Genomic DNA, 14,857 nt, shown 5'->3' with positions numbered 1-14,857 from the left:
AGTACACTGCATACAATAGTCACTATTATGTCAGCTTACCGTGTTTTTTGCTTCGTAAATAAATTTTATAAGGAGTACATATCATGAAAAGAACTTTAGCACTTATTATTGTTTCTTTACTGATGTGCGTGGCTTTTGCTGTGGGCGTTTGCGCCGCATACCAGGACAGCGATATAGGTCCCTATATCCGCTTCAACAGCCAGGAAAATGTTGACAAATACTTTACAGCAGGCTCAGATGTCAACTACAAGTATGACGCCGAGGAGGGCGCTATTCTTTACAGCCCCCGTACCAGTGCCGAAAGCGGACTTGACACCAATGTGTTCTTTAACTATGGTAAGGTTGTGGATGTAAGCGCAGAAGGCTATCCCTATTACCGCATAACTTACCGCGCTGTTACCGGGGATGAGCTTAATGTTCCCGACGGAAAGAAAGCGGGTACTAATACCAGCGCCAGAATTTACTATAATGTTCACAAAACAAGCGGTATTGCAAAGGCTATGGATGACATATCCAAAACTTATGTTGCTGACGGAACGCGGAGCCAGTTTATTGTAGGTCCCGTAACCAATGACGCCACAAACTGCGGTGTTGTCGACAGTAACCGTTTTGATATGCCTAACGACGCGAAGGCAACTGAATACTACGAATTCTATATCTACGATGTAGGCTTCTTCAAGACCGAGGCGGCTGCCAGTGAATATCCCGTTGCAACCGAAAAGAGTGCAGGTGCCAACTGGACCTTCAGCCTTACCGGCTTCAAGACCGCCGACGGTGCGGATATAGCGGCAACTCCCGTGCAGAAAACACCGGGCGACCCCACTGCATGGACTGTGACCTTCCCTTACGGCACAGCGCTTACCGCAGTTGCTCCCGTATTCACCGTAACCTCCGACGCAGCTGAAACATATCAGGGCTACGCCAACACTGTTTATACTCTTCAAAATTATGACAGAGAAGCTGTTGCCCTTTATGAATACGGCGACGACCGTTCCTCAAAGAGAAAGGCTCTCGAATCGGGTGTTACTACCGTTGACCTTACAAAGTACACCGATAGAACCGCCATTTTCACTGTAATTCAGCGCGGTGCGCTGTATGAGCAGATTGTGCTTGAGTATGATGTTGAAGCACCTGCTGATGCCGAGAAGGTTCCCGGAAACGTTATCGCAGGTCTGGAAAATATGGAAATAGATCCTATGCTTCTCGTAGGCTCCCAAACTCAGGCAGAGGCTGAAAGCCGCATGGCAGATATAATCAATTCCGTGCTTTCCATCAACGGTAATGCAACAGTTGAATTTATTGATACTACCTTTGTGGCCCCTGTTTCCGGTGGCCAAAATACCTATGCAGGTACCCCGGGCTCCTTTACCTTCAAGTTTAAGGCGACCTACGGCGAGTTTTTCGATATTTCAGACGAAATAACCGTTGATTTTCCTGCGGCTACAAACACCGAGCGTATAATTTTCAATTTCGGACACCCTGCTGTTGTAGGCTCAATGAGTGCTACGGATGCAAGCATGGAAGCCAGACTTGTAAAGGATAACGATGCACTTGGCGGTGCATATATGCACGTTGGCAAGCTTGATAACAAAAGCAACGAGCTTAATCTGTGCTTTGACAAAGGCAGTGTGATTCCCAAGTATATTGACCTTGAAAAATACCCCGTGCTTGTTGTCCGCGCAAGAGCAGCTCTTGCTGATTCAATGCAGGTGTTCTATATTCCCGAAAGTGAAACAAACTATACCGGCAAATATTACGAGCAGTTTAGTTTAAATGCGGCGGGAAGCGATAAAGACTATGATAAAAATGACGGCACCTGGACAACACAGATAGTAAAATTGAGTTGGAAGAGCCAGATTAAGGCTATTCGTTTCAGTCTCATGCGTAGCGCTAACAATGTCTTTGAGTGGGCAGATATCGACTACATCGGTTTGTTCCCCGACGAGCAGACAGCTAAGGAATTTATTGAAAATCCCGTACTTGACGGCGATGTAACCGACAGCTATGCCGATGAAATCGAGGCAGTAAATGCACTTGACGGTTATACCGCGAAGTATTCCGACGTGGTTTCCGGTGTCGAAATCACTGACGTTAAATCGTGGGTAAGAGGTCTTGTTGCGGAAGCTCTTGAGGGCTACACCGAGGGCGAGGACTATTATATTTCTTTCAGGAAGCATTACAATGCGGCATACAATACAGCAAGTGCCGTAAATAACACAAGAAACTCCTACACCTCCTTTACGGTTGTATTCGGCAACAACTTCATGAACGGTGAGTTTGTCGAGTCTGATGAAATAGTTGTACAGCTTATAGGCGGTACGGAAATTATTTCTGAAATGCTGGGTGCTCAGCTGAGAGCCAACGACGGTGAACGCGCTATCCGCTTTGGTACAAAAGTATTCCTCAGCGGTGCAATTGCCGACAGCGTTATTAACACAGAAACAAACAATTTTGAAGATCTGGGTATTACTGTATCCGGCGAAAGAACCATTACCTTCGGTACTTTGATTGCTCCCAAGCAAGCACTTGTTGCATATGGCACCACACTTGAAGCATTCAACGCTGACGCAATGGCTCTTAACCATATCAATATCGCTAAGGAAGGCGAAAAATGGTTCATGGGTGATTATGAGGTTGCGGATGTTGCGGCTACCAACATTTATGAGGCAGACGAAAACTCCTTCACCTACACTGCTGTTGTAAGCGGAATTCCCGATGGTTCGGAAAGCATCACACTTGTTGCACGTGCTTATGCTAAGATTACCGAAACCGAAACAGGAAAGGTTACTTACGTTTACTCCAACCCCATTGAGCGCAGCTACGACCTTGTTAATAACAGCTGGTCTGAGAAAACTGTTTACGACGACGATTGCAACAAATAATAAAGCATAATAACAAAACTGTCCTTCAGGGGTGTGCCCTGAAGGACAGTTTTTTCTAATTACAATGAAATTCTGACATTTTGCAGGTTGTTTTATATTTCAATTTCCACTGCGGCGACGGCGGCTTTGGGGAGAATGATTGTGTCACCCGAAATTTGTGTAACTGTCTCCTTGAAACATCCGAGATTTGCAGGTGTGATTTCGGTGGCGGGGTCGGCGGTGATGCTGTACATAACGGCATTCTTGATGCTTTGCGAACCAAGGTCAAGCTTTATTTCGGCGGTGGATGTCATTGAGGTGTTTGCCATGTGCAAAAATACTTTGTTGCCTGTTTTTGAAGCGGTGATGTCTACTGCAGAATTGCAGGATATGTCAAGCGCTTTTTCGCCTTTGTGAGCACAGAACAAACGCATTACCTCGCCTACGGGCTGGAGATAGCAATCGTTTTTCTCAATCATGGGCGTTTGTATTATAAGTGCGTTGCACTGCCACACATTACCCATGAAGTCCGCCAGTGTGGCTATTTCCATAACATCGCTGTGGCGTACAAGTGTGTTGTGGCATCTTGCATAAGCCACACCCGCACCCCAGGTGGAGAGAAACTCATTGCGTGCTCTGCCGGGGATAAAATGCCCCTCGGTCATAGCAAGACGCTTGCTTTTGCAGTCGGCTTTCATTTTCAGAATGTGTTCATCCAGCGATTTGTAAGCATTCATGAAATGCTCCCAGGTGTTTTGGGTGTCCTTGCGGTAATCGGTGGTGGTGAGAGGCGAATTGTCAAGCCCCGAGCCGAAATGATGGTGGAAAGCCAGCATATCAATTTCGTCAATACGGCTCATTTTTTTGCACCAGTTATCGCCCGAGGTGGATTGGTCACCCCAGCCGATTATGCGGATAGTGTCGTCCTCCTTTTTCATGGCACGGGCAAAGCTCTGCGTGGTTTTGAAGCAGGTATCAGCCGTCATTCCGCAGACACCCAGCACGTTGTAGGAGGTTTCGTTTCCCACCTGCCAGTATTTTATGTTGTAGGGCTGTTGGATACCGTGGTAACGGCGAAGAACGTTGTCGGGGGAATTGCAGTAGCTGACCCATTCGGCGGCTTCTTCAGCTGTGCCCTTGCGGACGGTGTCATTTTTGGGATACTGCCAGAATGGCAGACCTTCGGACTCCATGTTTACAACAAAAAGCGGTTCACTTCCGATTTGCCGGCAAAGACTTGCAACCTCATGCGTGCCCACCTGGTTAAAATATTTTCCGCCCCAGCAGTGGTTTATCATGGGGATTCTGTCTTTTTGCGGTCCGACGCCCTCTTTCCAGTGGTAGTATGATGCAAATGCCCCGCCGAAGCGTATCATGGTTGGAGCCAGTCGCTTGATTTCGTCAACTACGGTGGGATACCAGTCTTCTTCGATAAAATCCCATGCTGCATCAACCGAGCCGTCGCTGACGCCCAGCGGTTCCATGAATTGCATATACAAGTACGGTGAAATACTGTGTTTTTCTTTTAAATCTATTTTGAGAATATCCATTTCGGTTCCTTTCAATGCTATATAGTTTATGTGAACTAATTATAATCCGGTGCGATACAAAAATCAAGTAACGGGACAGACCGAAAAAATATAAAATGTCTTATTTTTGTAGTTTTTTATTGATTTTTCCGATTTTTTATGTTAAACTTAAAACATGAAAAACACTAACTTAAAAAATGTCCTGACGCTCAATATACGCGACCGGGAAATAAAGGTGTTCCGTACCGGAAAAAGCCTTACGCTGACCGATTCCCGTACTCCCGCCGCTCATCCCGACACCATGCAGGACATACATTCACATTTTACATATGAAATATTTTTTGCCTGCGGAAGACTTGAAATAGCCACCGATGCGGTAAGCTCCGTTTATGAAAGAAAAGCTGTGATAATCCGTCCGGGCGTCAGACATTATACCTATGCGCCGGACGGGGATTGCTACTGTCTGTTGTTATCGGGCAACGGCTCCGAGACGACGGAGGATATAACTGCGGTTCCGCTTTCCGATGAGTGCTGTGAATATATCGGGCGCGCGGCTCAGAAGTATGAAAAAAGCAGCGAAAAAGAGCAGAACGACGTCCGATTTCTGATAGAACTTGTGCTCAATGAGGTGCTTGACGGGCTGGGCTTTTACCATTCGGCAAGTAAAAATATAAAACGTGAAAAAAAGCATATTAATGCTATTGAGCAATATATCAATGCCAATATTTTTGAAAAGATTACTCTCGGCGATGTTTCACGTCACACTTTTCTCAGCACACGGCAGATTTCCCGCATAATTTTTGCGGAGTACGGTTGCAGTCTTTCGCAAATCGTCAAGTCCAAAAAGCTGGATGCCGCCGAGATACTCATTAAAAATACGGATATGAAAATTTCCGATATTGCCGCTCGTGTAAATATCGGTTCTGAGAACTACTTCTACTGCGTTTTTAAGGAAAAATACGGTATGTCGCCAACGCATTACCGCAAGGAAAACAGAAAGGACTAAGCTTTTATGGACTTCAAGAATATACCTGTCCGGTACCATCCTGCCTATACCTGGCTCTGGAACAGTACCGCTACCAAAGAGGAGACGGCTCGCCAGATAGACGAAATGTACCAAAACGGAATACGTGCTTTTTACGTTTTGGGAGAGCCGCAGAATTTCCGTCCCAATCTGCGCCGTACTTTCTTAAAGCCCGACTATATGTCGTCGGAATATCTGGATATGGTGTATTTTGCATATGAATATGCCAAAAGTAAGGGCATGTACACCTGGCTGTATAACGAAGGGGGATTTCCGTCGGGCATGGTTTGCGGTCAGATTCGTGATGCTCATCCCGAGCTTGCCCTTAAAACTATTAAAAAAATAAGTATAACACTGAAAAAAGGTGAGCAGTACAACGCTCCCGATGGAATTATCGGTGCTTTTGATGGCGAAAGACGTGTTTTCCACAACGATATTCTTGAAAATGATACACAAATTACACAGTACATATGTGTGGATTCCGATTCTCCCACCACCTCTATGCGTACCGACATTTCAAAAAAGGAAAACACCGATTATTTTCTTGCCCTCACGCACGAAAAGCTGTATAAACGCTTCGGTGAGGCGATGGGCAGTGATGTTACCATGATGTTTGACGATGAGGCTTCCATGGGCAACTGGAGTGATGGATTTGAAAAGCTGTTTTATGATAAATACGGCTACGATATAACGGATTTTGTGCCGTATATCGCAGGTAAACCCATTGACGGCCCGAAAAGTGCACAGGCACACAGCGATTATATTATGCTGTGCGGAGATTTGGTGCGTGAGAATTACTTCAAGCCAATGCGCGATTGGCTGAATCGCCATAATATGCTGTCGGTGGGTCATCTCGGAGGAGATAACACGTCAGATTTTCCATATATCACCCGTCACGGTAATACGCTGGCGACACTGAGAGAGTACGATGTTCCCGGAATAGATGCCATATGGAGCCAGATAACCTATCCTAAGGACGGAAAATGCTGTTTTGAGGGGTTTGAATTTTTCCCGCTTCTCGCCTCGAGCGCCGCACGTCAGCAGGGCAAAATTGTGAGCCTGAGCGAAAGCTTTGCGGTATACGGAGCGCACCTGGTGCCGGATGAAATGCGTTTTATCATTAATTTCCAGGCGGTGCAGGGCATAAATCTGTTTAATTTTATGGTGATTTCTTATGACCGAAGTGATGCCCGAAGTCTTCAGTACCGCCCAAATTTCATAGGTGAAAATCCCGGCATGGACTGCCTTGGGCAGATAAATAGCTATACCGCCCGTCTCAGCTGTATAATGCAAAGCGGAAAAAGCGAAATAAAAACTGCACTCTATTTTCCTCAGCGCACCATATGTGCCAAGGGTGAGTGGGGCAAAAAAGCTGAAAAGGAATTTGAGCAAGTGGGGCATATGCTTATGAAAAAAGGCGTGTGCTTTGATATAATCGATGAGGAATTTGTGCGCAGCGCGGAAATTAAAAACGGTTGTCTGTGCGGTGAATTTGTGACCTATGAAAACGTATTCGGCATTGCGGGTGCCTTTGAGCCGGACGATGTAAAAGAAAAACTTGAAATGTGCAAAAGTGAAATCAGCCCGTGCATACAGCGCACGCACAAAACCACCCTTGCGCGTAAGCTTGTGACGGACGATGGGGACGAGGTATATTTTATCTGTAATACCCACGGCGAAGGTGTGTATGAAAGTGTGGCACTTGACAGCATAAAGACACCGTATACCGTAAATCTTCAAAGCGGAGAGGTTTTCCGTTGCCCACACAAAAAGGCGGATGGCAAGGTATATATTGAGCTTGAAATGCTGTGTGGCGAGGGTGTGGTGATATTACTCAGCGACAGTGCCGTAGATGCTGTGGAAGCCGAGAAGTATGAATTTGTGACGGAAATATCTGATTTCTCCTCATATATCAGCCGAAAATATGAAATTCATCCCACCAAAGGTGTTGTAAATACGTATTTTGAAAATGGAGAAAGCGTGCCGCTCGGTCAGTGGGACAAGGATTTTTCGGGTGAGGTTACATATAAAGCCGTCATTGAGGGCATAGAGAACGGCGAATATATGCTGGATATGGGCGAGGTTCGCCATTATGCCAAGGTTTATGTCAACGGAATAAAGCAGGGTGAAGCCACACTGCCGCCTTACCGCCTTAAAATACAAGCGGGTGATGGTGACGAATTGAAAATAGTTGTTGCCGATACTCCTGCCAATGCTACTCACAGCGCGGAATTTTTCAATATTCAGAATAAGCTTGATGTGGGGCCTTACCACGAAAACATGAAGAAAAAAGAAAAAAATGCTTTGCCCGGCGGCCTCATGAACAGCGTGAAAATTTATAAAACTGAAAATAAATACATTGAACGGAGGACAATATGATGTTTTCAACCGTAACTCCAGAAAGAGCGGGTATATCTTCTCAAAGCGTAATTGATTTTATTGACCGCCTGGAGCAGCTGGGTATATCCACCCACAGCTTTTTGATGATGCGCGGCAATGATATTTTTGCCGAGGGCTACTATGCTCCCTTTCACAAGGATTTCAAGCACAGAATGTATTCCGTTTCAAAATCCTTTGTTGGTGTGGCAATCGGACTTTGCGAGGAGGAGGGGCTTTTAAGCCTTGACGACAAGCTGGTAGACTATTTCCCCGAATATCAGAACGAAAACACCAACGACCTGCTTCGCGAGCAGACCATACGCGATATGCTCATGATGGCAACTGCACGCACCGGTGGTGTGAACTGGTTTGCCAGCGGAACAAAAGACCGTTGTGAAGTGTATTTCCGCACGCAGAATAATAAAATTCCCGGAACGGTTTTTGACTATGACAGCCCCGGCTCCTTTATGCTGGGCGTAATCGTGGAAAAGCTGACGGGCAAGCCGTTTCTTGAATACCTTAAGGAAAAATTCCTTATTAAAGCGGGCTTTTCGGCGGATTCCTACTGCCTTAAGTGTCCCGGCGGACATTCCTTCGGAGATTCTGCGGTAATGTGTACCACCCGCGACCTTGCCGCCTTTGCCCGCTTTGTCATGAATAAGGGCACTATTGACGGTGTGAGATACATGAATGAAGAGTACCTCACCGCTGCCACTACCAAGCAGATATCCAACAACAACTCCGGCTTTGTGGAGTATATGCGCTACGGCTACGGCTATCAGATATGGATTGTAAAGGACGGCTTTGCCTTTAACGGTATGGGTAGTCAGTATGCTGTGTGTCTGCCCGGTAAGGATTTTATTTTTGTAATAAATTCCGACACTCAGGGCGACGCTCTTGCCATGGAGAAAATTCTGTCCGACGCGCTTACAAACTGCATTGTAAACAAGCTGGGTGAGCCGCTTGCGGACGACCCTGATGCATATGAAAGATTGCAAAAGCGGATTTCGGGTCTTAAGCTGTTCAGCTTAAAACCCAGCTCAAGCAATTTCCAAAAGGAGCTTGACGGCAGAAAATACATTCTTGACGAAAATCCCATGGGCATCAAGTACGTGAAATTTGATTTTGAGGGCGAAAAAGGCATATTGACCTATGAAAATGCCCAGGGTGAAAAGAAGCTTTGCTTCGGTATGGGGTACAACGAATTTCAGAAATTTCCTCAGACGGGATATGCCGATATGACGGCTACCTGCGGTGTTGAAGGTCATATGTACGATTGCGCTGTCAGTGCCGACTGGGACGAGGAGAAAAAACTGCGTATCAGAGTCCAGATAATTGATAAATATTTCGGCAACATGAGCATGACCTTCAGCTTTAAGGATAATCGTGTGGCTGTGCTTATGGTAAAAACCGCCGAGGCATTTCTTGACGAATACAACGGACGCGCCCTGGGAAAGCTTGCCGAGTAAAATAAAAATCCCTTTGTACATCGTACAAGGGGATTTTTGCAGTGTGTCGAAACCTATCGACACACTGCAAGGCTTTCGAAAAGTCAGGGATATTTTGCTGATTCAGGCCTGTCGGCGTACAAAGGTACGGTAGGGCTTGAAGTGGCAAAAAGCAACAAACAGCAGGTGATATTCGATGTATCACCTGCTGTTAATTTCTTTTTTTATTTATTCTCGTCTTTTTGAATTATAATTTTTTAAGTCGCGGTATCACGACTTTCTCGAGAGTCTGAAAGAATCCCTTTGTACATCAGTACAAAGGGATTCTTGATTATCTTTTTCGGAATTAGTCCTTCATTGCCTTAACCTTGTCGAATTCGGCTTCGATTTCGGCAGATGGCTTTGCTGTTGCGAGAGATACGATTACGATTACAATGCAAGAGAATATGAACGCGGGAAGCAGTTCATAGATTGCCCAAAGACCGCCCATGGGGTTGAGCACCAGCTTCCAGAAGAATACCATTGCGGCACCGGAAATCATACCTGCAATTGCACCCGCGCGGTTTACTCTCTTCCAGAACAGCGAGAACAGTATGACGGGTCCGAAGGTGGCACCGAAGCCTGCCCATGCAAAGGAAACTACATTGAAAATAACGCTGTTTTCATCCCATGCAATGACAACGCCGAGAGCGGCAATAGCCAGAAGCACGATTCTGGACAGACGCATAACCTGCTTGTCGGAAGCATCCTTCTTGATGATACCCTGGTAAAGGTTCTTGGAAACGGAGGAAGCGGCAATGAGAAGGTAGGAGTCGGAGGAGCTGATGGTAGCCGCCAGAATACCTGCCATTACGATACCTGCAACAATGGGGTGGAACAGAAGTCTTGCGAGCTCTGCAAATACGTTTTCCGCAAGGCTTGCGGTGGAAAGAGCTTCGCTTACGGGGAATACCGCTCTGCCTACAATACCTATCATAACAGCGGCGGCAAGAGAGATAACAACCCAAACGGTAGCAATGCGACGGGAAGACTTAAGCTGTTTTGCTTCCTTGATAGCCATAAATCTGAGAAGAACCTGGGGAACACCGAAGTAACCCAGACCCCATGCCATCATGGAAAGAGCGGTCAGCCAAGCGTAGGGCTTAGCCTCGCCGAACTGTGCAATGCCGTCAACAACATTCTGAACGCCTTCGGTGGTGACGGGGTTGGCCAATTCGCCCAGCGACAGAAATCCGGGGATAGCCTTTGCGTTTTCAATAACAGCGCCGATACCGCCTGCGTTGATGGTACCGAACACCAGTACACCCACCAGAGCGCATATCATAACGATAGCCTGCAGGAAGTCGGAGGCACTTTCCGCAAGGAAGCCGCCGATGAGGGTGTAGATAAGAACGAAGATAGCGCCCAAAATCATCATGGAGTGATACGAGGTGCCGAACAGACCTGCAAAAAGCTTACCGCAGGTAACAAAGCAGCTTGCCGCGTACACGGTGAAGAACACCAGAATGAAAATGGAAGCGATTGACAGAATGACCTTTTTCTTTTCGTGGAAACGATTGCTGAGAAAGTCGGGAACGGTGATAGCATCGCCCGAAACCTGAGAATAATTTCTCAAACGTCTTGAAACGATAAGCCAGTTAACGTATGTACCCACTGCAAGACCGATAGCGGTCCATGCCGCATCAGCAAGGCCGCACCAGTACGCAACACCGGGCAGACCCATCAGAAGCCAACCGGACATGTCGGAAGCTTCTGCACTCATAGCCGCAACCCAGGGACCCAGGGAACGACCGCCGAGAAAGTAGTTCTCAGAGCTTTGCTGAGAACGCTTTGCAAAAAATACGCCGATAAAGATAACTACCAGCATATAGCCTGCCATAGAAAGCAGGATGTCGATTTGTCCGTTCATGTTAAAGAACTCCTTTTAGATATGAATTATACATATTGTAACATAATTTTTCAAAAAAATCAATACTTTAGTTGAATAAAGTTTCATTTTCATGAATAATATTTGAAAAGGCATATTGATTTATTTGATTTTTTGGTGTATAATATTAAAGATGTAATATTTTTCTTAAACAAAGGCTCAAAAAACCAAAAAAGCCCTCGGATAAACCGAAGGCTTATTGCAAGCGGCTGCCGTATATAGAAGCGGGCACCGCCTTTTGCGGACAAGTTGAGTTATTCCTCTGCGGTGACGGTTCCGTCGGAAGCATCTTCCTCGATGCTCTGTGCGTTGTAAACGCTCATAACTGCTTGCTCGATTTCGCTTCTGAATTGTGCGTTGATGGGATGCGCCACGTCACGATAGGTACCGTCTGCGTTCTTTCTGCTGGGCATCACTATAAAATTTTTACCTCCGGCGTCAATTACCTTGATGTCATGGACGGCGAACTGGTCGTCAAATGTGACCGATACTACCGCTTTCATAGGTCCGTTGTCGAATACTTTACGTATTCTGATGTCGGTAATTTTCATTTTGAACTCCTTAAAGTAAAAACTTTGTGGCATATGTACATAAATTTACGTACGATGTACACCTATCTTATATTATATACTAAACTGAGAAAGAAATGGTTTTAATAATGTCGCTAAATTGTAAATTTTCGCTTAAAAATGTTAACAAATCAAAAACAGTACTTTTTGCCGGCATAGGTGGTATAAGTATGTCTGCACTTGCCCAGATGCTTCTGAGGGATGGCTATATAGTTTCGGGCTATGATATGAAGCGTACCGCGCTTACCGAAAAAATGGAGCTTATGGGCATTGAAATTGCTTATGAATTTGAGGACATAGTGTTTGAAAATGTGGGGCTGGTGGTATATACCAAGGCGCTCAGCGATGATCACTATGTGCTTGTAAAGGCGCGTGAAAACGGTATTACCGCCATTGACCGCCCTGTGCTTTTGGGCGAAATAATGAAAAATGACCGCCGTCGTATCGGTATTGCGGGTACTCACGGGAAGTCCACCTCCACGGGTATGCTTTCCCAGATATTTTTGTCCGATCCCACTCTTGATCCTACCATAATGATAGGCGCACAGCTTCCGGCAATGGGGGACAGCTACCGTGTCGGAAGAGGCGGAGACTTTATTTTCGAAGCCTGCGAATATAAGGACGCTTTTCTGGATTTCTGCCCGAATATAGCTGTGGTGCTTAATGTTGAACTGGACCATACCGACTATTTTTCCGATATAGATGATATGACAGAATCCTTTGCCGATTATATTTCCAAATGCGGAAAAAACGGTGTGGCAATAGTTAACGGCGATAACGCCAATGCCGTTAAGGCTTCCCTCATGGCGCGTGAAAATGTAGGTAAAATACTGTACTTTTCAGCACAAACTGAGGCAGATATATATGCGGATAACATTGTGTACGATAAAGGCTATGCCGAATTTGATATTTGTATTTCGGGTGATGTGTATGCGCACGCAAAGCTGAATATACCCGGAAAATTCAATATTTCCAACGCCCTTGCCGTTGCGGGTGCGGCGTATGTTTGCGGTATACCGCGTTCGGCAGTAGAAAAGGGAATGGCGGAGTTCGGGGGAGTAAACCGACGCTTCGAACGCAGATGTGTGGTAAACGGTGCAGTGGTTATTGACGACTATGCCCATCATCCCGACGAAATAAGAGCCACTGTTTCTACGGCGTGCGCTATTTCCAACCGCGTAATCGCCGTGTTCCAGCCCCACACCTATACCCGTACACGAGACCTTTTTGATGATATTACAAAAGCCTTTGCGGGGTGCCATCAGGTGATTTTTGCGGACATATATTCCGCGCGCGAGGCAGATATTTACGGAATAAATTCCAAAATGCTTGCGGATGCAACACCCAATGCCCTGTATCTCGGCGGCTTTGAGGAGATTGGAGCATATCTGCGCAGTGTTGCCCGGGAGGGTGACATAATCCTCATTATGGGCGCGGGTGACATAAATAAGCTGGTGGTTTGATTTAAAACATAGCTTGCGGCGTAAGCGCCGAGCCGATTCGCGAAAGTACCTCGCGTGGTAATTATAGTTTAAACTCCCGCGTTATAGGTACGCGGATTGGGTGCAGGGCTTACCCTGCGGCGTAGGCGCCGAGCCAATCCGCGTGCCTGCCGTAATACAGACATCATGCACGCGAAGCATTAGAACAATAGATTTTGCAAAGAAAAATCTTCCATCAATTGTGAATTGCAAATTCGTTTGCTCTTTACGAAAAAAGAAAGGAATTTTCATAAATATGACTTCTTCAGGCGTATCACGGTATGACAACGGTGAATTGCCCGCACAGATATTGCGCACGGCAGGCGAAGCGGCGCGTATGACTCTGCAGTACGGCGGAGGTGCAAACCGTGCCGAGGATGTGTATTGCCGTATTTGCAGTGCCTTTGGTGAGGACGATGCGCAGATATCTGCCGTCAGCACCAATCTTTCGGTTGCGCTGTCGGTAGACGGACAGAGTTACAGCACCGTTTTCCGTATAAAAAGAAGAGGTGTAAATCTCAGTAAGCTTAACAGTATAAATGACGTTTCCCGCGCTCTTACATCGGGAACAATGACATTGGCTCAGGCGGAAGAAGCACTTCGCAAAATAGAAAATTCGCCTGCTAACAGCGACATAGTCAATGTGGCGGCGTCCGGATTTTCCTCGGCATTTTTCTCATTGCTGTTGGGAGGCGGAGTGTGGGATTTTTCACTTACTTTCATGATAGGCGCGCTGATATGCTATATACTGTCCTTTTTTGAAAAGGCAGGGGTATACAGCTTTGTAAATAACCTTCTGGGCGGATTGGTAGACGCAGGTGCAGCCATACTTGTGTCGCTTGCCGTTACTCCGATAGGACTTGAAACAAATCTTGAGGCAGTGATAGTCGGTGCGATGATGCCCCTTTTGCCGGGTCTTGCCATGACCAATGCCATCCGAGACACCATCAGCGGCGACTACGTAAGCGGTACAGCCAGCGTAATGGAGGCTTTGAGTATGGCTATTGCCCTTGCGGCAGGCGCTGCGGTAGGATTTGGAATATTCATGTCGCAGGGGGTAGTTTTATGATAGAGCTTATTTACGATTTCTTTATTTGCTCCATGGCAACGCTGTTTTTTGCAATTCTTTTCAGAACTCCCGTAAAAGCCATAGCCGCTTCAAGCATTATAGGCGGACTGAGCTATGTGGTGTATGACATATGCTGTGAGAACATTTCTCTTATGTTCGGATATTTTTTCGGTACGCTTTTTATCAGTGTTTGTGCCGAAATACTGGCGCGCATAAGGAAAATGCCGGCGCTCATTTATATAACACCCGGTGTTATACCCCTTGTCCCCGGAGTTGGGCTTTATCATACCATGCGCTTTTTTGTTAACGGCGACACTGCCGCGGGGCTTGCAAAATGCGTTGAGACCCTTGCATGCGCCGGGGTAATGGCGTTTGCCATCGCCCTTCCGCCAATGCTTCTCAGAGTGTTTGTGAGTACAAGAAAACGTTAAAAAATGCAGGAGAAAGAGCAGGGTTGCTAAGGACAGTTATCTTTAATATAAACGAAATTTGGCACACAAATTTCCTGCTTGCAACAGTATACGACAAAACTACCCGAAGAAGAGAAAACAAAGCTCTTTTCCGGGTAGT

General features: G+C 46.2%; 10 protein-coding genes. 7 read left to right on the top strand and 3 right to left on the bottom strand.

What is annotated here, in order from left to right; genetic code table 11:
* The first annotated feature begins 83 nt into the window (after positions 1–83).
* A complete protein-coding gene (locus tag E7588_09790; GenBank protein MBE6689543.1) occupies positions 84–2,882 on the top strand; it encodes a hypothetical protein in 2,799 nt (932 codons plus the stop codon).
* A 92-nt stretch (positions 2,883–2,974) separates the two neighbouring features.
* On the opposite strand, the gene E7588_09785 is transcribed toward E7588_09790, so the two are convergent.
* Complete coding sequence (locus tag E7588_09785) at positions 2,975–4,411, bottom strand: hypothetical protein (protein MBE6689542.1); 1,437 nt, start codon at positions 4,409–4,411, stop codon at positions 2,975–2,977.
* A 154-nt stretch (positions 4,412–4,565) separates the two neighbouring features.
* On the opposite strand from E7588_09785, the gene E7588_09780 reads away from it, so the two are divergent.
* From E7588_09780 to E7588_09770, 3 genes are read left to right on the top strand one after another with little or no spacing between them, the layout of a single operon-like run.
* Positions 4,566–5,396: a helix-turn-helix transcriptional regulator gene (locus E7588_09780; GenBank protein MBE6689541.1), complete on the top strand. Its 831-nt coding sequence runs from the start codon at positions 4,566–4,568 to the stop codon at positions 5,394–5,396.
* A gap of 6 nt (positions 5,397–5,402) precedes the next feature.
* A complete protein-coding gene (locus tag E7588_09775; protein MBE6689540.1) occupies positions 5,403–7,793 on the top strand; it encodes a hypothetical protein in 2,391 nt (796 codons plus the stop codon).
* Positions 7,790–9,262, top strand: a complete 1,473-nt coding sequence (locus tag E7588_09770; GenBank protein ID MBE6689539.1) for a serine hydrolase — start codon at positions 7,790–7,792, stop codon at positions 9,260–9,262. Before E7588_09775 ends, E7588_09770 begins: the two co-directional genes overlap by 4 nt.
* A gap of 325 nt (positions 9,263–9,587) precedes the next feature.
* Here E7588_09770 and putP read toward each other — a convergent pair whose 3' ends face one another.
* Together putP and spoVG are read right to left on the bottom strand one after the other, a co-directional pair.
* The gene (gene putP / locus E7588_09765) at positions 9,588–11,150 is read right to left on the bottom strand and encodes a sodium/proline symporter PutP (protein MBE6689538.1); all 1,563 of its coding nucleotides are present in this window, start codon (positions 11,148–11,150) and stop codon (positions 9,588–9,590) included.
* A gap of 272 nt (positions 11,151–11,422) precedes the next feature.
* A complete protein-coding gene (spoVG, locus tag E7588_09760; protein MBE6689537.1) occupies positions 11,423–11,719 on the bottom strand; it encodes a septation regulator SpoVG in 297 nt (98 codons plus the stop codon).
* A 95-nt stretch (positions 11,720–11,814) separates the two neighbouring features.
* Between spoVG and murC the strand changes: the two genes are divergently transcribed.
* The 3 genes from murC (at position 11,815) to E7588_09745 (ending at position 14,718) form a co-directional block, all read left to right on the top strand.
* A complete protein-coding gene (gene murC, locus E7588_09755; GenBank protein ID MBE6689536.1) occupies positions 11,815–13,200 on the top strand; it encodes a UDP-N-acetylmuramate--L-alanine ligase in 1,386 nt (461 codons plus the stop codon).
* A 274-nt stretch (positions 13,201–13,474) separates the two neighbouring features.
* Positions 13,475–14,287: a threonine/serine exporter family protein gene (locus E7588_09750; GenBank protein MBE6689535.1), complete on the top strand. Its 813-nt coding sequence runs from the start codon at positions 13,475–13,477 to the stop codon at positions 14,285–14,287.
* Entirely contained in the window at positions 14,284–14,718 is a 435-nt protein-coding gene (locus tag E7588_09745; GenBank protein ID MBE6689534.1) for a threonine/serine exporter, read from the top strand. The genes E7588_09750 and E7588_09745 overlap by 4 nt, the downstream gene beginning before the upstream one ends.
* Positions 14,719–14,857: the final 139 nt, after the last annotated feature.

This window comes from Oscillospiraceae bacterium (genome assembly GCA_015065085.1).
Classification (GTDB): domain Bacteria; phylum Bacillota; class Clostridia; order Oscillospirales; family SIG627; genus SIG627.
The sequence above is the reverse complement of the archived record's forward strand: the minus strand, read 5'-3'. Positions and strand labels throughout refer to the sequence as shown.